Source organism: Psychrilyobacter sp. (assembly GCF_037132775.1).
Taxonomy (GTDB): Bacteria; Fusobacteriota; Fusobacteriia; order Fusobacteriales; family Fusobacteriaceae; genus Psychrilyobacter.
Genome location: NZ_JBAHZY010000042.1, coordinates 1 through 19,230 on the forward strand (window position 1 = coordinate 1; position 19,230 = coordinate 19,230).

Genomic DNA, 19,230 nt, shown 5'->3' on the forward strand with positions numbered 1-19,230 from the left:
AAAAAGGTATATTAATTTTTATAATAACGATAGAGGACATAGTTCTTTAGATTATGAAACACCTGCTAAGGTATATTTTGGTACTCAAAAAATTGCTTAAGTTTTTTCATAAACTGTTTGACAAACACGACCACCATACTTATCATTTTTTTAGATGATCAAGGGGAAATAGTATATCAAACAAATCATGACAATAATTCAACTAGCGATCTTTCTTTGAAAGAAGTTACTACATTAAAAGATGAAATACAATTTTATAATGGGAAAACAGGCATGATAGTCAAAAAAGATCATAAAATTTTAGTTTTTTCCGATTTTGGTATAACAGACAGCAATAATTCTAAGAAACCGGTAGGTAACTTGATTATGGGTTATTTTTTAGATGAAACTAAATTAAAAAATTTAGAAGAAAAATTAGGAATTCCATTTAATATATCAGGGGTTTCTGAAAGTTCAAAAAATCCATATGAAATCAAAATAGAAAAAGATATAGTATTCAATAAGTTCTACATTCAAACCCTTTCTGGTGAAAGCCTTATCTTAAAAAATCAAAGGGACGCCAATATATTATTTTTAGGGAAGGAAAATATAAAAAAATATATAGTAATGCTGTTAATAAATTTTCTGATTTTGATATTTGTTATCTCTATCTTTAATGGAAAGGTTTATAGTAAAGAGATTAAGGAATATGGATCATTCCGTTAAAGAAATAATAAAACATAAAGATTTAGGGAGACGTCTTGAAATCAGTGGAAAAGATGAAATTGAAAATTTAGGAAGAAATATAAACAACCTTTTAGAAGATATTGAAAGGATGAAAAAAGGCTCTCTGGCTTGGCAACTTACGATGTAATGACAGGAATATTTAATAGACATATTGGTTTGGAAAAATTAAGTTAAAATTTTAAAAATGCTAAGAAAAAAAATGGAGCTTTAGTAACTGTTTTTATAGATATAAATGATCTAAAACATGTAAACGATCGATTTTCTCGTGAAGAGGGAGATAAATTAATTAAAATTGTTGTTAAAACTATAGGAGATAGTCTCCAACCAGAAGACATTTTTTTGAGGTTTGGAGGAGATGAATTTATCCTGGGATTTGATAGGCTAAATGCAATAGAGGTTAGGGAATTATTTAATGATATTGAAAAATAATTTGATAAATATACTAAAAATAATGAAAAAAAAATATAGGATCAGTATAAGTGTTGGAATATATATAATGCTATGGCGAAAATACCTTAGAAGAATGTATTAACCTCGCAGATATCAAGATGTACGAGGACAAGAAGAAAAAGAAAAAATTACCCGAACGAATATATATATATATATAGGTATAATCACAATAAAAAAGTATTATTTAAATGAACTGTTAACTGTAAATTAGGCACTAAAAAAGGGGACTAAATTAATTTAGTCCTCTTTTTTTGAAAAAAATATTAAAAATTGATTTCAATATTTTTATTCCGCTACCATAATTTTTTCCACACAAGACTTACAAAAACAACCACCCGTATTGACTTTTTTAGCTTTTTTTAATTTTTCCAAAACTTCTTTTGGAATCTTTACATCCATACACCAGCAAGTATTAGGATCTTTTTCATTTTCATGGGCACAACTATTCTCTTTTCCACAAATCGGACATACTTTTTTATCCATATTTCCCCCTCTTAAACGTTTAAACACTAAATTAGGAGATAGATTAATCTATTTCCTAATTTAGTGTTATTTTATTTTCCCCATCTAGATAAAGTAGATATTAATTCTGGGAATGCTACCTCCATAGCCTTAGCATTTAAGTTATTCAATTCTAAACTTGTTAATTCTTTTTTCTTAGATAATTCTACAAGTTTCACTGTATCCTTTGATACTTCTGCACTATAGATTGATTCGCCATCAAAAAACTCTTTTCTTTCCAACCATTTATTCAATAATTTCCTTACCTTTGTTCTATCTTTATCTGTCATTTCATCTTCAGATTTTTTATTTAACTCTAAGACATAATTTCTTTCACTTTCTGTGGCAACTACTGTCATTATATGCTTTGCAGTAGTCGAATAAACAACATTATATCCAATCACCAAGTTTTTTATAAGTTCTTTGGTGTTTTTGATGTTTTCATCTTTTAACTTATACTTTTTTTCTAGTTTATTCAGATATTTTTTAGTCAATTCATTAAACTTCTCAATATCTTCATCTGTAATCTTTTTTGTTTTCAAACTATTTAAAAAGACTTCCTCTTTACCGTCTTTTTTTATAATTTGTCTAGTTGTCAAATACCGAACTGGTTCTTCATTATTATACCAATCAGATAAAATAGATTCTCTTATTAAAATTTCATCCATTACCTTGTATGGTTCTTTTAGCGTTTCTGTAGTGATCTTATATTTACTTGTGTCTATATTCATAGATGAACAGGCTCCTAAAAATACTACCATTATTACCAATAAAATTTTACTCATTTTTTTCATAGTCTACACCCTTCCGCAACATTTTTTATATTTCTTTCCAGACCCACAAGGACACAAGTTGTTTCTACCAATTTTTTGAGAAACTCTAGATTCTTTTGCAAGATCTGCATCCCCCTCTAAATCATCATTAGACTCATACTTCAGATTTTTATTTTGTGCTTCTTTTATCTCTATTTCCCTCTCTTCAGGTACCTTTATCTGCACCTTAAACAAATAAGAAATTGTCTCTTCTTTTATAGTTTTTAACATCTTAGCATATAGATCTCCTGAGATCAATTTATACTCTGTAAGGGGATCTTTTTGACCATATGATCTGAGGTATATTCCTTCTCTCAAGGCATCTAAAGTTTTTAAATGTTCCCTCCATCTAGAATCAACTATCTCAAATAATATATACTTTTCTAATTTTCTCATAAGTTCAGAACCAAATTCTTCCTCTCTTACATTGTATTTTTCTAATATCTTTTGAGATAATAAATTAGAATATTCCTCAATAGTCAGAGCTTTATACTCTTCCTTATCTTCTATGATATAATCAAACAGTTCCTCTATTCTTTCTATTAAACCATCCATATCCCAGTCTTCTTTGAATTCTCCTACAAATTTTTCAACTACTTCATGTGATATGGTATCATTTAACATTCCAAGAATAGTTTCACTGAGATCATCTTTTTCCAAGGCTGTATTCCGACTCTTGTAGATAGCTTCCCTCTGTTTATTGTTAACATCATCAAATTCTAATAGATTTTTTCTAATTCCAAAGTTTCTAGCTTCTACTTTCTTCTGTGCATTTTCAATAGCCTTACTTATCATGCTGTGTACAATAGGCTCCCCTTCTGGCAATCCTAGTTTATCCATTACAGCAGCTACTCTTTCTGATCCAAATAATCTCATAAGTTCATCTTCAAGTGAAAGGTAAAATTCTGTAGCTCCTGGATCTCCCTGTCTACCTGATCTACCTCTTAGCTGGTTGTCAATTCTTCTAGATTCGTGTCTCTCCGTTCCCAGGATAAATAACCCTCCTGCTTCTAGTACCTTTATTCTTTCATCTGCACACTGAGCCTTGTATTTTTCAAATGACTCCTTATAATTAGGATCATCCATCGAACCGATTTCATCTAAAGCCAAAAATTCTGGGTTACCTCCCAGCATGATATCAGTTCCTCTTCCAGCCATGTTTGTAGCTATGGTAATTGATTTGTATCTACCAGCTTGGGCTACTATATCTGCTTCCTTCTCATGGAATTTAGCGTTCAATACCTCATGAGGTACCTTTCTCTTTTTTAGAAGTTCAGATAAAATTTCAGAACTTTCGATAGAAATTGTCCCTACTAGGGCAGGTTGCCCCTTGGCATAAAGTTTTTCAATCCTTTCTACTATGGCATTTATTTTCTCGTTGTGTGTTTTATATACTAAATCTGGATTATCAATTCTGATTATCGGTCTGTTTGTAGGAATTACTACAACTCCTAATTTATATGTATGCATAAATTCTGTAGCTTCTGTCTCAGCTGTACCTGTCATTCCAGATAATTTTCCATACATTCTAAAGTAGTTTTGTAATGTTATCGATGCTAAAGTTTGATTTTCTCCGGCTACCTTTAATCCCTCTTTTGCCTCTAAAGCCTGATGTAGACCATCCGAGTATCTTCTTCCTTCCATAGCTCTTCCTGTGAATTCGTCGATAATAATTATTTGACCATCTCTGACTAAATACTCTTTATCTCTATGAAATAATTCCTTAGCTTTTAGAGCTTGCATCATATAATGAGTCAACTCTACATTTTCAGGAGAGTATAGGTTTTCAATATCCAATTCTTTTTCTATCTTAGTTATTCCTTTTTCTGTCAATGTTACATTATTCGATTTTTCATCTACCTCATAATCTTTCCAAACATCATCTGGAATATTCATCTCTTTTTTTGCCTTTATATCTTTGATTTTTTCCGTTTCATAACTTCTGACTAACTTTTTGGATACTCCATCAAAAATTTTATACCATTTTTGAGTGTCTGCTGCTGCTCCAGATATGATTAACGGAGTTCTAGATTCATCTATTAGAATTGAATCCACCTCATCTACAATACAGAAAACAAGGTCTCTCTGCACCTTATTTTCCACTCTAGAAACCATGTTGTCTCTCAAATAATCAAAACCAAATTCACTGTTTGTTCCATAGGTAATGTCAGCTCTATAGGCTGCTCCTCTTTTATCCATAGGCATATTATTATATAATACATCCGATGTCAATCCTAAGAAACTATACAGTCTTCCCATCAATTCTCTATCACGGGTAGCCAGATAATCATTTACCGTTACTAAATGAACTCCCTTACCAGTCAATGCATTTAAATATACAGCCAGAGTTGCAACTAATGTCTTACCCTCTCCTGTTTTCATCTCAGTTATTTTTCCCTCGTGTAATACTACTCCACCAACCATCTGTACATCGTAGTGTCTCATTCCAAGGACTCTTATAGCTCCTTCTCTCACTACTGCAAAAGTTTCTGCTAAGATATCATCTAAAGTTTCACCCTTATCTAATCTCTCTCTAAATTCTATGGTTTTAGCTTTTAGATCCTCATCTCCTAATTTTTTAATCTCAGGTTCTAAGTTATTGATCTCATCTACAATAGCTAAAATCCTTTTTATTTCTCTGTCATTTTTTGTCCCAAAAATTTTCTTTACTAAGTTACCGATCATCTGCCATTACCTCACTTAATTTTTGATTTCTCAAAGCCAAATAACTTTGATTTCATTATACTCTGTCAACTGTAATAATAGCATATTAAACTATCTCTCGTCAATTAAACTGCTAGGAGGTGAAATAGCCTAAACCTTTAAAAAATATGGAATATACAGTCATAAAACGTTAATGAATAATTAACACCAAAGGTGAAACAGACACTCTTAATTAACAAAACTCTTGATATTTTAATAGGTATTTGCTATACTTTAAAGTGAAATTTATTATATTCTGTATTATATAAATTTATAATTATAATACAGTAAAAAAAAAGGATGATGATTCTAAATTATGAAAGAAGATGTACAAGGAGTAGTTAATACATGGCAAAATTTAAGAAAACGAAGACACAATTTACTATTAGTTTTTTATAGTATTATTGTCGGCATTTTAACCGGCTACGTTATTGTAGCTTATAGAGAAGGCCTCGATTTTTTAAACACAGTAAGGCATATTACCTTATTAAATGTCAAAGAAACACTATCTTGGATGAAAATATCCCAAGTAGTGATTATTTTTATAGGAGCAGCAATAATTTTACAAAAACTTCTATCAAAATTTCCATTGATTAGTGGAAGTGGAATTCCACAAGTAAAAGCTCTTTTAATGAAACAGATCAAGTTCAATTGGTTCTATGAATTAATAAGTAAATTCTTGGGAGGATTACTCAGTATTGGAAGTGGACTTTCTTTGGGAAGAGAAGGACCATCTATACATTTGGGAGCTCAAATAGGTGAAGGAGTGAATAGCTTTTTCAAAACAAAAGAAGCTGAAAAAAAATACCTTATTACAAGTGGAGCTAGTGCTGGTTTAGCAGCAGCATTTAATGCGCCTCTATCTGGAGTTATATTTTCTTTGGAAGAGTTGCATAAATTCTTTTCTCCATTACTGCTTATTTGTACTTTGTTAGCTAGTATAAGTGCAGATTTTATAACTAAATTATATTTAGGGTATGATTTAGTCTTTGATTTTGATACCCAGTTACCTGAGGGACTTTCTACAACAAAATATTTAATATCATTAATAGTCTTTGGTATTTTTATAGGATTAGCAGGAAAATTATTTACCGATGGGGTTGTTTTATTTCAAAAATTATATAAAAATATAAAACTTAACTCCTATGTAAAAGCTGTTCTTGCAATACTTTTATCGCTATTTATTGGATTGTTTTTTTCTGAGATTGCAGGTGGAGGACATCACCTCATCCAAGATATAGCTCATAGATCTATTCCTATGAAAGTTTTGTTTATTCTTCTGATTGCTAAATTTATATTTACACTTTTTTCATACAGTACAGGATTTCCAGGAGGAATATTCCTTCCTATGTTAGTAGTAGGAGCTATCCTCGGAAAAATCTATGGGATGTTTTTAGTAGATGTCTTTGGTTTAGAAGACGTCTACGGAGTTCACTTTATGATTTTAGGAATGGCTGGGTATCTAACGGCAGTTGTAAGAGCTCCTATTACAGGAATAATCCTTATTCTTGAGATGACAGGTAGGTTTGATCATCTATTTAGCTTAACTTTAGTCGCAACATTGGCCTATGTATTGACTGAATTTATTAATTTAGATCCAATCTATGATATTCTTTATAGAAATATGATCTCCAACCTTTTTGTTAAAGAAAAATCTCCTAAGAAAAATTCATCTAAAGTGACACTACTAATACCAGTTATTGCAGACTCTATTTTCGATGGGAAGCATGTTTTTGAAATATCTTGGCCTGAAAATTGTCTTTTAGTTGGAATTAGAAGGGAGATAAGAGAGATAATCCCCAAAGGAATGAGTAAGATAAAAAGTGGTGATTTTCTTATTGTACTAACAGATAAAAGAGATGCTGGAACAATTAGTCCTAAATTATATGAGATGGGAACTATGGCAACAGTGAAATAGAAATAAAAAAGGATGCAGTTTTGCATCCTTTTTTATTTCTATTTTATCAGCTCCAAAAACTCTTCCTCTGTAAGAATTTTTACACTGCCCAATTCCTCAGCTTTTTTCAGTTTACTTCCCGGTTTTTCTCCCACTATGAGATAATCTAATTTTTTGGACACCCCAGACATATTAGATCCGCCTAATTTTTCTACGATATCTTTGATCTCCTGCCTCTTAAAATGGATCGATTTTCCTGTAGCCAGAAAGGTTTTCCCTACAAACTCTTCCAAATGAGCCCCTTCATCTACCTCTTCGATCTCAAAATTAACTCCAGCTTCCTTTATTTTTTCCAGCACTCTCATCTTGTCACCATCTCTGAAGTATCCATATACAGACTGAGCTACCTTCCCTCCTACACCGTCTATTGCCAGTAATTCTTCCACTTCCATCAGAGCCAAATTCTCTATATTTTTACTCTCTTTAGATAACAATTCTCCTAAAAATTTTCCCACAAATGGAATCCCTAGGGCATAGAGAGTTTTAGAGTAATCTAATTTTTTACTCTCCTCAATAGATATCAGCAATTTTTCTATACTTTTGCTTCCCAAATTATCTAATTTTTCCAATTCATCTTTTTTTAGATGAAGTTCATAGAAGTCACTTATTTCCTTTAAAAAACCTAATCCTATAAATTTTTCCACGATCTTTGATCCACCGATTATGTTCATGGCATCACGGGAGATAAAATATTCCATCCTTCCCTGTAATTTTGCCTTACAGTGAGTATTCATACATTTTAAATTTACCAGCCCTTCTTCTTTTTCTAAGATTGAATCACATACAGGGCAGTTTGTAGGAGGGATTATCTCCTCCTCCGTCCCGTCTCTCAACTCTTTTACAGGTTTTATAACCTGGGGAATTATCTCAGCAGCTTTTTCGATGAATACTGTATCGCCTATTTTTATATCTTTTCTAAGAACCTCGTCATAATTATGAAGACTGGCACGTCTGACTATACTTCCCGATACTTCTACTGCTTCTAATTCTGCTACGGGAGTGACCTTCCCTGTCCTTCCCACTTGCCAGGTTATATCCTTTAATTTTGTAGTCACCTGTTTAGCAGGAAATTTATAGGAAATAGCCCATCTAGGTGCCTTGGTTGTAGCTCCTAACTCTTCATACAGACTAAGATTATTTACCTTAATTACCAACCCGTCAGTCTCATAATCCAAATGATTCCTTTCAATTTCCCAGTATTTTATCTGGATTTCCAAATGTTCTATAGTTTCACATAGGTCAAAGACCTTTGTAGTTTTAAATCCCAACTCTTCCAAATATTTTATACTTTCAATGTGAGTTTCAAATCCTAATTCTTCACTATCAGCTAAATAATAGATATAGGCATCCAAATTTCTTTTTCCTACAATGGCAGCGTCTTTTTGACGCAGGGTTCCCCCGGCTGCATTTCTAGGATTAGCAAAGACTTCCTCTCCTGACTCCAATCTTTTTTTATTCAATGATTCAAATTCAGTTAATGGTAATACAATCTCCCCTCTAACCTCTATAGATACACTTTCTTTGAGATATTTAGGGATAGATCTTATCTGCATTATATTTTCAGTTACATCCTCTCCTACCTTCCCGTTTCCACGAGTTACAGCCTGGATTAAACGACCATCTACATAGTGAATACTTATGGATATCCCGTCTAATTTTAATTCCAAGGCATAGTCTACCTGGGTATTTTCGTTTTCTATACTATCTTTATTTAAAATTCTTTTTACCCTCTTATCAAAATCTTCTAAATCTCCTACATTATAGGTATTGGATAGACTCAACATTGGTTTTTTATGGGTAACTTTAGTAAATTTAGTGCCTTTTAATCCTTCTCCTACAACCAGTGTAGGAGAGTTTGTCGTCTTATATTCAGGGTTCTCTTCCTCTAATTTCTCTAATTTTTTCAATAACTTATCATACTCTACATCCGCAATTAAACTTTCATTTTTTTCATAGTAGTAGTAGTTATGCTTATGTAAGTTTTCTTTTATTTTTTTTATTTCTAATTCTATATTTTTATTCATCCTTTAATTCTCCTTTTAAACCTTAAAAAAATAGTTTTTTATTCATAAAATTATACCATAATTATCAGAAACAATTTAAATAACCGACACAGATTTTTCCCTTTTATTTTTTCTGGCTTAACTTCTAAATCATTGCCAAAATAGCAATCGTGACTTATCTTTTATAATTTTCCTAACCTCATTGTTCCTTTTAAGTCACAACTTACTCTTGTTATTTAATGATTTAAATGGTAATATATTTTGGTTAAAAAAAATATAAACATAGTAAATTCGGAGCTTATATCTATAATAGGTGTGATTTTTCATATTTCACTATAATTTTAGGAGGTCAACAATGAAAGAGAAGGTTTTAATTTTTGGACATAAAAATCCAGACACAGATTCTATATGTTCAGCTATCGCATATTCTAACCTTAAGGGTCAATTAGGACTTAATACAAAGGCTGTCAGATTAGGAGAATTAAACAAGGAAACTGAATTTATTTTAAATCATTTTAATGTAGCAGCGCCACAATTGCTAACTACTATAAAACCACAGGTCAAAGATCTTACTAAGGTCGAAAAGGAATTAATAAAGGAAACTGATTCTATTCAAAAAGCATTAGAGATCATGACTACTGAAAATTACTCAAGTTTGCCTGTTGTAAATAAAAATAATAAATTAGAAAATATGATACATATATCAGAGATTGCAAACGCATATTTAGAGATGAGTACCAGAGATATTTTCCTTGATTATGAAACGACATTTGAAAATGTTTGGGATTCTTTAAAGGATTCTGCTGTTGTTCTAAATGGAGTATACCCTACAGGTAAGATAGAGGGTAGACTAAGAGGAGTCTCTGAACTAGCTAAAATTTCTGAAGGAGATGTGGTAATCACTACACTTTTTTCCGGACATATAAAAAATGCTGAAAAATCTGGAGCAAAAATCATATTTTTATGTGTGGATAAAAATGATGAGATCCCTGATTACGATATAAAAATACCACTTGTTAGAGTTAATCAGGGAATTTTTAAAACATTTAAAATGATCTCACAATCGGTACCTGTAAAGGCTATTTTAAAGCATAAAAACTTTTTCCATTTTAAAACTACTGATTTTATAGAAGATATTCGTGATATTATAAAAGATTCTTCTCAAACTAATTTCCCAGTTGTAAATGAAGATGGAACTATATTTTCAACTATTAGATCCAAGCATATTATGAATTTCGAAAAAAATGAAGTCATCTTAGTGGATCACAATGAAAATTCTCAATCAGTAGATGGAATTGAGACTGCTAAAATATTAGAAATAGTAGATCATCATAAATTTGGAAATTTTGAAACTTCTGAACCACTTATGATTAGAGCCGCAGCTGTTGGTTGTACTTGTACGATAATTTATGGATTGTTTAAAGAGGCAGGAATTATTCCTGATAAAACCATAGCCGGACTTATGCTAAGTGCTATTTTATCAGATACATTAATATTCAAATCTCCTACCTGCACGCCAAAAGATATAGAAGCAGCTAAAGAATTAGCTACCATCACAGAAATAGATTATGAAAAATATGGTATGGAAATGCTGATAGCAGGGACTTCTTTAGGAGATAAGACTCCTGATGAAATTATAACTATGGATATGAAAGAATTCTCTATGGGTAAATTCCAAACTGCTGTCGCACAGATAAATACAGTTGATATAGACGGATTGATGAGTAATAGAGAAAATTTAGAAGCTGCTATGAATAGGATGATAAACAAACATAACTACGACTTATTTGTGCTAGTTATGACCGATATAGTAAATAATGGTTCTAAAATTTTTGCACTAGGGAATTCTACTGAATTAGTAGAAAAAGGGTTTAACGTAGAATTAGAAGCTGGAACTGCCTGGCTAGATGGTGTAGTTTCAAGAAAAAAACAAATTATTCCATTCCTTATGGCTGCTAGCCAAGGAATGTAAAGTAGATTATGAAAGAGGAGATAGCTAGCAGCTATCTCCTCTCTTTATTTTAAAATTTTAGTTTTTACAGTGCTTTCTCTATAATTTTCCTTGTTATATCTAGAGTTTGATCTCCTCTTTCAGATAATTTAACCATCCTATGTGATTTTAAAGAGTTGATGACAGTTTCTATGTCATTTTCTCCTATTTTATAATCTGATAATTTAGTTGTAATACCTAAACTATGAAAAAATTCTTCTGTTTTTGTGATTGCTAAATCTATCTTTTCTTCATCAGTTCCATCTCTTAAATCCCATACTCTCTCTGCATATTGAACTAACTTCTCAAATTTTTCTGTTTTTCTAACTTTCCAAGTTGCTGGTAAGATAGTTGCTAGTGTTTTAGCATGGTCTACACCAAATATTGCTGTTAATTCATGTCCTATCATATGTACCGACCAATCTTGAGGTACTCCGGCACCGATAAGTCCATTTAATCCCATTGTTGCACACCAAACTAAATTAGCACGTGCATCATAATTAGTAGGATTCTCTAGAGTTTCTTTCCCTATTTCTACTAATGTCTGAAGGATTCCTTCAGCTGTTCTATCTTGAAATCCAGCCTCTACTGGATAGGTAACATATTGCTCTACTACATGGATAAACGTATCTATAATTCCATTCGCTACCTGAGTTTTTGGCAGAGTAAATGTTAGTTCTGGATCTAATATAGAAAATATAGGGAATGATTTTTTACTAAAAATAGCTAATTTATTTTTCCCATTACTTATTACCCCTCCACAATTCATCTCTGAACCCGTTGCTGGTAAAGTTACTACAGTTCCAAATGGTATAGTTTTATCAACTGATATCATTCCTTGAGTTAATAGTTCTTCCTCTTTTCCAATGTATTCATCCTTGCATGAAGCTATCCCGATAAATTTAGTTCCATCCATAACAGACCCCCCTCCAACAGCCAGGATAAAGTCGATCTTTTCCTCTCTTACCAATTTGACAGCTTTCATCAGAGTCTCAAATTTGGGGTTAGGTTCTATTCCTCCAAATTCAAATATTTCCCTCTTTGATTTTTTTAGCTCATCTATCACCTTATCTAAAGTTCCGAATTTTTTTACCGATCCCCCACCATATGTAACAAGTATACGAGAATTTTTAGGTACCAATTTATCTAACTGTTTCATCTGACCCTTTCCAAATACAATCTCTGTGGGGTTGTAAAAATTAAAATTCAACATTTTTTTCCTCCTTTTATGGACAACTCATGAATTGCCCCTCCATTAATTATTTTTTTCTATCTTCTTTGAAATTTTAGCAATCTTTCTCCTCATAAATTTTACATCTAATAATACAATTTCCTTCCTCATCCTCATATCTTTTTACCTGTTCCAAAACCTCTTCTTTTATCAAATTTAATCCCTCTATCTTTTTCTGTATTATATCTACATGATTTAACAAAATTTCCTTTCTTTCTATAGCAGTTTTCTCCCCACCTTTTTTTAAACCTATATAATATACTATCTCCTTTAGTGACATCCCTGTTTCTTTGAGATTGAGAAAAAAATCTATCCAAACTAAGTCATTACTTGTGTATGCTCTATTACCATTGTTATTCCTAGCAATCTCCTTAATAACTCCATTTTTTTCATAATATCTAAGCTTAGACTTAGATATTCTAAAATGTTTGGCTACCTAATCTATAGTCATAGATTACCTCCTAATTTCTTATATACCAAGTATACACCTTAAACCATGGTTTAAGGCAAACTTTTTTTTATTATATATACAAAAAAGCCTTCTAAAAGTATTTATACTTTTAGAAGGCTTTTTATTATTCTATTATTTCGATATTTCCAAAGTACCAAGTACCTAAGATATCTCTTTCCCAGTTTTTAATTTTATCTTTAACCATGATTACACCTGTATAGTAGTAGATAGGCATAGTGATTAATTCATCCATTAGAATTTTCTCTGCACCATAAAGATCTTCATCTCTGTCCACACCTTGAACTATTTTTGAATTTTCAATCAATGCATCAAATTTTTTGTTCTCAGGAAAATCCCCTTTCTTATAGCTCCATTGTGCATCGTTGTTTCCTGAGTAAGAAGTCCATAGATCTAAGAATGTCATAGGGTCGTTGTAGTCACCAATCCATCCACCTCTTGCTATTTCAAAATTTCCATAATGTCTAGTATCTTGGAATACAGCCCACTCTTGATTTACTAAGTTAACTTCGATTCCTAAGTTTTTCTTCCACATCTCTTGGATTGCTTCTGCAACCGCTTTATGTCCTTCACTTGTGTTATAGATAAGCTCAACTGGAGCCATACCTTCACCATTTGGATATCCAGCTTTAGCTAAATATTCTCTTGCTTTTTCAATATCAGCAGTAGAAGAAATTCCATAATCTCCTGCAGTTGCTCTAAAGTCATTTCCTTGTGAATCTACTAATCCAGTCGGAACAAATCCATTAGCTGGCTGTTGCCCACCTTTAGTTACTTCATTTACAATCTGTTCTCTGTCGATAGCTAGTGTAAGAGCTTTTCTTACATTGATATCGTTAGTTGGTGCTTGGTTAACATTAAAGATATAGTAGTATACTCCTAAGTAAGGCACTATTTGGAAAGTTGGATCTTCCACCTGTCTTTTTGGAATTTCTGGAGTAGGTACAGTGATTAATACATCTACTTCATTATTATCATATGCTATCATAGCTGTACTGATGTCAACTATCATAGTCATAGTGATCTTATCTAATTTAACACTGTCTTTATTCCAGTAATATTCATTTGGAACTAAGATAATCTTGTCATTCATATGGTATTCAGAAATTTTAAATGGTCCATTTGAAATCGCTATGCTAGGATCCTTTGCCCATCCTTCTGGTTTTTTCTCCACTGCATCTTGTCTAACTGGCATAAATGTATGGAATGTTACTAAGTCTAAAAAGTATGCTGTAGGAGCTTTTAAAGTAACTTTAAAAGTCAAGTCGTCTACTGCTTCTAAGCCTATATTTTCTTTAGGCCCTTTTCCTTCAAAGAAATCCTGTCCACCTTTGATATAGTAAAGTTGGAATGAATATTCCGAAGCTACTGCAGGATCTAATGCTCTTAACCAAGCATATTTATAATCCGCTGCTGTTACAGGTTTTCCATCAGACCATTTAGCATCTTTTCTAAGGTGGAATGTATAAGTCATCTTATCATCTGAAACATCCACAGATTCTGCTCCTGCTGGCTGAGCTTTTCCGTTGACATCTGTTCTCATAAGTCCTTCGAAGGTATTGTTTATAACTATTCCACCATCAGTTGCAGAGTTTAGCTGTGGATCTACAGATTTGGGATCTGCTCCTAGGTTAAATACCATAACCTGTTCTGCTGTATCTGTTCCCTTAGATTGTTCTTTTTCTCCTCCACAAGCAGTGAGTAATACTGCCATTAGAAGTGTCACTACATAAAAGATTTTCTTCATAAATTTCCTCCTCGAATAAATTGATAAACGCTGTTACTTAAAAAACTGATCACTAAAGTGATAAATAATTATACTTATCATCCCTATAAGATCCTTTATTTTTTTGTTCCCTCATAGAATTCCTTAGAAAAATGACAAGCTGCAAACCTTCCAGAAACCACTTCTACTAATAATGGTTCCTTTTGACTGCAAATCCCTTCTGCATATTTACACCTGGTTCTAAACCTACATCCACTAGGTGGATTAAGTGGACTAGGTACATCTCCCTTTAATATTTCCCTCTTCACTTTGGCATTTAGCTCTGGGTCTGGAATAGGTATAGATGAAAGCAATGCTCTCGTATATGGATGGATGGGGTTATCATAGAGAGCATCTGATTCTGCTATCTCCATCATCTTACCTAGATATAGTACTCCTATCCTGTCTGAGATATGTTTTACCATGGATAGATCATGAGCTATAAATAGATAGGTCAAACCCAATTTTTTTTGCAGGTCATCTAACATATTTACTACCTGAGCCTGGATAGATACGTCCAATGCTGAGATCGGCTCATCACAGATTATAAATTTTGGTTCTACTGCCAATGCACGGGCTATTCCTATCCTTTGTCTTTGTCCTCCACTAAATTCATGGGGATATCTGCTAGCATGTTCCTTACTTAGTCCCACCGTGTCTAATAGTTCATATATTCTTTTCTGTCTCGCCTCACCTTTTGCTAAGTTATGGATATCCAAGGGTTCTCCTATGATATCTCCTACTGTCATCCTAGTATTTAATGATGCATATGGATCTTGAAAGATCATTTGGATCTTTCTTCTATAAGGCTCTAACTCCCTTTCATTTAAGTGGCTTATATTTTTCCCATCATATATTATATCTCCGCCAGTTACATCATAGAGCCTTATTATAGTTCTTCCGGTTGTAGATTTCCCGCACCCTGACTCTCCTACAAGCCCAAAAGTTTCACCTTTATTTATATGAAAACTAATATCATCTACAGCTTTTAGATGCTCCATCTTTTTTTTGAAAAAACCTGTATTTTTAGAAAAATATTTCTTTAAATTTTTTATTTCTATTAAAACTTTATCTTTTTTTATATCCATCTATCTTACCCCTCCCTTTAATTCCACCTTGGGAGAATCTGGGTGAAGCAGCCAACACATAGATCTATGCCCTTCCCCGCAGTCAAAAAATTCTGGCTGTTCCTCCATACATACATTCATAGCATGTTCACATCTCGGTGCAAACGGACATCCCTTTGGAGGGTGCAATAGGTCTGGCGGTGTTCCATCTATAGGTACCAATCTTTCCTTGCTTTCTATCTTAGGAATAGATTTTAATAATCCCACTGTATATGGATGTTGTGGATTGTAGAAGATATCATTTACTGATCCTTCCTCCATGATAAGTCCACCGTACATAACGAGTACTCTCGAACAGACATCGGCGACAACCCCTAGATCATGTGTTATGAGCATTATAGATGTATTTAACTTATCTTTCAGTTCCTTCATAATGTCTAATACTTGAGCCTGGATAGTAACATCTAATGCCGTAGTTGGTTCATCAGCAATAAGCAGATCCGGTTCACACGAAAGAGCCATAGCAATCATTACCCTTTGTCTCATCCCTCCACTAAATTCATGGGGATAAGCGTTTATCCTTTTTGCCGGGTCAGGTATTCCTACCAATGTTAGCATGTCGATTGCCTTTTTTAGGGCTTCGGCTTTAGATACATTTTGATGTTTTCTAATAGCTTCCATAATCTGATCCCCTATAGTATATACAGGATTTAACGAGGTCATCGGGTCTTGAAATATCATAGCTATCTCATTTCCCCTTACACTCCTCATCTCTTTTTTATTTTTCTTTAAAAGGTCTTCCCCTTTAAATATTATCTCACCACTTTTTACAATTCCTGGATATTGAAGCAGTCCCATTATAGACATAGAGGTTATACTCTTTCCACTTCCTGATTCTCCTACAATTCCCAAGGCCTCACCTTTATTTATACTATAACTTACACCTCTTACAGCCTGGACTTCTCCTAGATGGGTAAAAAATGAAGTTTTTACGTCCTTAAGTTCTATTAATTTTTCCATGTTCCCCCCTATTTTCTTAATCTTGGATCCAGTGCATCTCTAAGTCCATCCCCTAAAAAGTTAAATGCAAGCATAGTTAAACTTATTGCAAGTGATGGAAAAAACAATTGATATGGATAACTTCTTATTCCTGGCAAGGCATCACTGGCCAAGGTTCCCCACGATGCTTGAGGAGCGCTTACTCCAAGCCCTATAAAACTCAAAAATGATTCTGTAAATATTGCATTTGGTATCATCATAGTCAGTGATACGATGATCGGTCCCATTGCATTTGGTATGATATGTCTACTTAGTATTCTAAAATTTTTGGCTCCTATAGTTTTTGCTGCCATAACATATTCTTGTTGCTTTATACTAAGAGTTTGACCCCTTACAATCCTTGCCATCCTTACCCAGAAGGTAAGCCCCATGGCTATTATAATTGTTTTTAATCCTGGAGATATTATTACCATAAGTAAAATTACATATAGTAGTAATGGAATTGTACTTATTATATCCATTATTCTCATCATTATTGCATCTACTCTTCCACCTAAATAACCAGATATCCCTCCATAGAAGATTCCAATAAAGAAATTTACCAGAGTGGCTACAACTGCTACTGTAAGGGATATTCTAGCTCCATAAAGTACCCTTATGAAGAGGTCTCTTCCATGGGAATCGGTACCGAAGAAATAAGTTTTATTAAAAACTCTCTTTAATATCTCTGTTTCCTTATTCTCTACCAATATTTTATATTTTTGAATTCCTGGATTTTTTCTAGATAATTTAGCGTTTTTATAATCTAGTACTACCCGTTTTCCATCTACTTCATAGATCTTTTGCGAATTCATAATGTCATTTTCAACTGGTTTTAATGAATCTAGCAGTTTCCCGTCAGAAGTTACAGTAAATAACTTATATTCTGGATGTACATATATATAGTTGGATTTATCTACTTCATATATATCAAATCTAGGAGCTATATTTCCAAATTTAAGATTTTGATCTTCATAACTAAATTTAGATAGCATAGGTCCAAAAATTGCCGTTATAAACAATAAAATTATTACCACCAAGCCTATCATAGATAGTTTATTTTGTTTTAACCTTCGCCAAGCGTCCTGCCAATATGTAAGACTAGGTCTTGTTTTCCTCTCACCTTTAACTTCCTCCGATACTTTTTCCCATCTATTATCCATCCCTTCCCCCTTAATCATGTAATTTAATCCTAGGATCTATCAATATATAGATGATATCTACAAAAAATACCATAATTATATAAAATCCTGCATAAAAGATTGTTACTCCCATGATCACTGTATAGTCTCTATTTCCTACACTTTCTACGAAATATTTCCCCATTCCAGGTATAGCAAAGATCTTTTCAATAACAAATGATCCAGTTAAAATTCCTGCTACCATTGGTCCCACATAGGTAACTACTGGTAACAATCCATTTTTAAGAGCATGTTTACCAATTACTACAAACTCTGACAGCCCCTTGGCTCTGGCTGTTCTAATATAATCTTGCTGTAACACCTCTAACATCGATGATCTGGTCAGCTTAGATACAAAAGCCAAAGAGAATCCAGAGAGAGCTATTACTGGTCCGATATAATGTTTCCAGGAAGTTAGTCCAAAAGATGGTAACCATCCCAATTTTCCACTAAATACATATATGATCATAGTCGCTATTACAAAACTCGGGATTGTAACCCCTAAAGTAGCTATAACAGTTACCACATAATCTTCCCATTTATTTTGCTTCAGAGCAGATATTATCCCTAAAGGAATACCTATTATGAGTACGACTAATACAGCAGATCCCCCTAGTTTTGCAGATACCGGTAATCCAGCTCGTACTAGATCAATTACATCTACTCCTACTTTTTGAAACGAAGGCCCGAAATCAAAACTAAAAACCCCTTTCATATAGTCGAAATATTGTACGTAGAGTGGTGCATTCATGTTAAATTTAGCCTCTAATGCTGCTATCACTGCTGGCGGTAACGGTTTTTCCCTTGTAAAAGGTCCCCCAGGAATAGCGTGCATCAAGAAAAAAGTCGCTGTAATAACTATATACAGTGTAAATAACATTTGACCCAATCGTTTAAAAATAAACTTTCCCATTCTTTCCTCCCCTATTATTAAATTTTGCTTAGCTTTACATACCGATAATGATACATATAACTATGTATATACCATGTATATTCTAATAATTCAAATTAATCCACCCCATAAAAACTTTTTTTTATAACTTTAAAGTTTTAATAATGAAGTTTAATACCATTTTTTAAGTATCAAACTATTAAAAAAACGAATTTACATAATATTTAAGATGAATGGAAATTAATTTTTATTATTATTATTTTTCCCTATAAAATTTTAAATTTTCATAAGTTAAAAATAAGTAAAAATAAAAAAACCTAGTCAAATTTTCTATACTAATTCCAATTCTTCCTCTGTCTCCCTAGCTTCCTCTACAGATCTACCTACAAACCTTACTGTAAGTATAGTAGCTAATATGGATATAGGTAAAACAACATAGATTGAT

General features: G+C 32.7%; 14 protein-coding genes and 2 pseudogenes. 5 read left to right on the plus strand and 11 right to left on the minus strand.

Annotated features, from left to right (window positions below):
• The first annotated feature begins 117 nt into the window (after positions 1–117).
• The 3 genes and pseudogenes from V5784_RS02625 to V5784_RS02635 all read left to right on the plus strand — a co-directional run.
• The gene (locus tag V5784_RS02625; RefSeq protein ID WP_336887496.1) at positions 118–705 is read left to right on the plus strand and encodes a CHASE4 domain-containing protein; all 588 of its coding nucleotides are present in this window, start codon (positions 118–120) and stop codon (positions 703–705) included.
• Positions 689–853, plus strand: a complete 165-nt coding sequence (locus V5784_RS02630; RefSeq protein WP_336887497.1) for a HAMP domain-containing protein — start codon at positions 689–691, stop codon at positions 851–853. Before V5784_RS02625 ends, V5784_RS02630 begins: the two co-directional genes overlap by 17 nt.
• 62 nt (positions 854–915) lie before the next feature.
• Positions 916–1,155, plus strand: a pseudogene (locus V5784_RS02635) (diguanylate cyclase); the annotation flags it as partial.
• 306 nt (positions 1,156–1,461) lie between these two features.
• Here V5784_RS02635 and V5784_RS02640 read toward each other — a convergent pair.
• The 3 genes from V5784_RS02640 to secA form a co-directional block, all read right to left on the minus strand.
• Positions 1,462–1,659, minus strand: a complete 198-nt coding sequence (locus tag V5784_RS02640; RefSeq protein WP_336887498.1) for a cysteine-rich CWC family protein — start codon at positions 1,657–1,659, stop codon at positions 1,462–1,464.
• A gap of 71 nt (positions 1,660–1,730) precedes the next feature.
• On the minus strand, positions 1,731–2,471 hold the full coding sequence (locus V5784_RS02645) for a hypothetical protein (protein ID WP_336887499.1): 741 nt from the start codon (positions 2,469–2,471) through the stop codon (positions 1,731–1,733).
• A 3-nt stretch (positions 2,472–2,474) separates the two neighbouring features.
• Positions 2,475–5,174 (minus strand): preprotein translocase subunit SecA, encoded by a 2,700-nt coding sequence (secA, locus tag V5784_RS02650; RefSeq protein ID WP_336887500.1) that lies wholly within the window; start codon positions 5,172–5,174, stop codon positions 2,475–2,477.
• A 334-nt stretch (positions 5,175–5,508) separates the two neighbouring features.
• On the opposite strand from secA, the gene V5784_RS02655 reads away from it, so the two are divergent.
• A complete protein-coding gene (locus tag V5784_RS02655; RefSeq protein WP_336887501.1) occupies positions 5,509–7,110 on the plus strand; it encodes a ClC family H(+)/Cl(-) exchange transporter in 1,602 nt (533 codons plus the stop codon).
• Positions 7,111–7,148: 38 nt separating this feature from the next.
• Here V5784_RS02655 and ligA read toward each other — a convergent pair whose 3' ends face one another.
• A complete protein-coding gene (gene ligA, locus V5784_RS02660; RefSeq protein WP_336887502.1) occupies positions 7,149–9,173 on the minus strand; it encodes an NAD-dependent DNA ligase LigA in 2,025 nt (674 codons plus the stop codon).
• A 334-nt stretch (positions 9,174–9,507) separates the two neighbouring features.
• Here ligA and V5784_RS02665 point away from each other — a divergent pair, with 334 nt between their 5' ends.
• Positions 9,508–11,124 carry a putative manganese-dependent inorganic diphosphatase gene (locus V5784_RS02665; protein WP_336887503.1) on the plus strand — a complete coding sequence of 539 codons (1,617 nt, stop codon included), beginning with the start codon at positions 9,508–9,510 and terminating at the stop codon, positions 11,122–11,124.
• Between the two features lie 64 nt (positions 11,125–11,188).
• Here V5784_RS02665 and V5784_RS02670 read toward each other — a convergent pair whose 3' ends face one another.
• The 7 genes and pseudogenes from V5784_RS02670 to V5784_RS02700 form a co-directional block, all read right to left on the minus strand.
• A complete protein-coding gene (locus V5784_RS02670) occupies positions 11,189–12,355 on the minus strand; it encodes an iron-containing alcohol dehydrogenase (protein ID WP_336887504.1) in 1,167 nt (388 codons plus the stop codon).
• Between the two features lie 73 nt (positions 12,356–12,428).
• Positions 12,429–12,797 (minus strand): annotated as a pseudogene (locus V5784_RS02675) (MerR family transcriptional regulator); the annotation flags it as partial.
• Between the two features lie 151 nt (positions 12,798–12,948).
• A complete protein-coding gene (locus V5784_RS02680; RefSeq protein WP_336887505.1) occupies positions 12,949–14,589 on the minus strand; it encodes a peptide ABC transporter substrate-binding protein in 1,641 nt (546 codons plus the stop codon).
• Between the two features lie 95 nt (positions 14,590–14,684).
• On the minus strand, positions 14,685–15,695 hold the full coding sequence (locus tag V5784_RS02685; RefSeq protein ID WP_336887506.1) for an oligopeptide/dipeptide ABC transporter ATP-binding protein: 1,011 nt from the start codon (positions 15,693–15,695) through the stop codon (positions 14,685–14,687).
• The gene (locus V5784_RS02690; RefSeq protein ID WP_336887507.1) at positions 15,696–16,694 is read right to left on the minus strand and encodes an ABC transporter ATP-binding protein; all 999 of its coding nucleotides are present in this window, start codon (positions 16,692–16,694) and stop codon (positions 15,696–15,698) included.
• Positions 16,695–16,702: 8 nt separating this feature from the next.
• A complete protein-coding gene (locus tag V5784_RS02695; protein WP_336887508.1) occupies positions 16,703–17,875 on the minus strand; it encodes an ABC transporter permease in 1,173 nt (390 codons plus the stop codon).
• Between the two features lie 10 nt (positions 17,876–17,885).
• The gene (locus tag V5784_RS02700) at positions 17,886–18,806 is read right to left on the minus strand and encodes an ABC transporter permease (protein ID WP_336887509.1); all 921 of its coding nucleotides are present in this window, start codon (positions 18,804–18,806) and stop codon (positions 17,886–17,888) included.
• Positions 18,807–19,230: the final 424 nt, after the last annotated feature.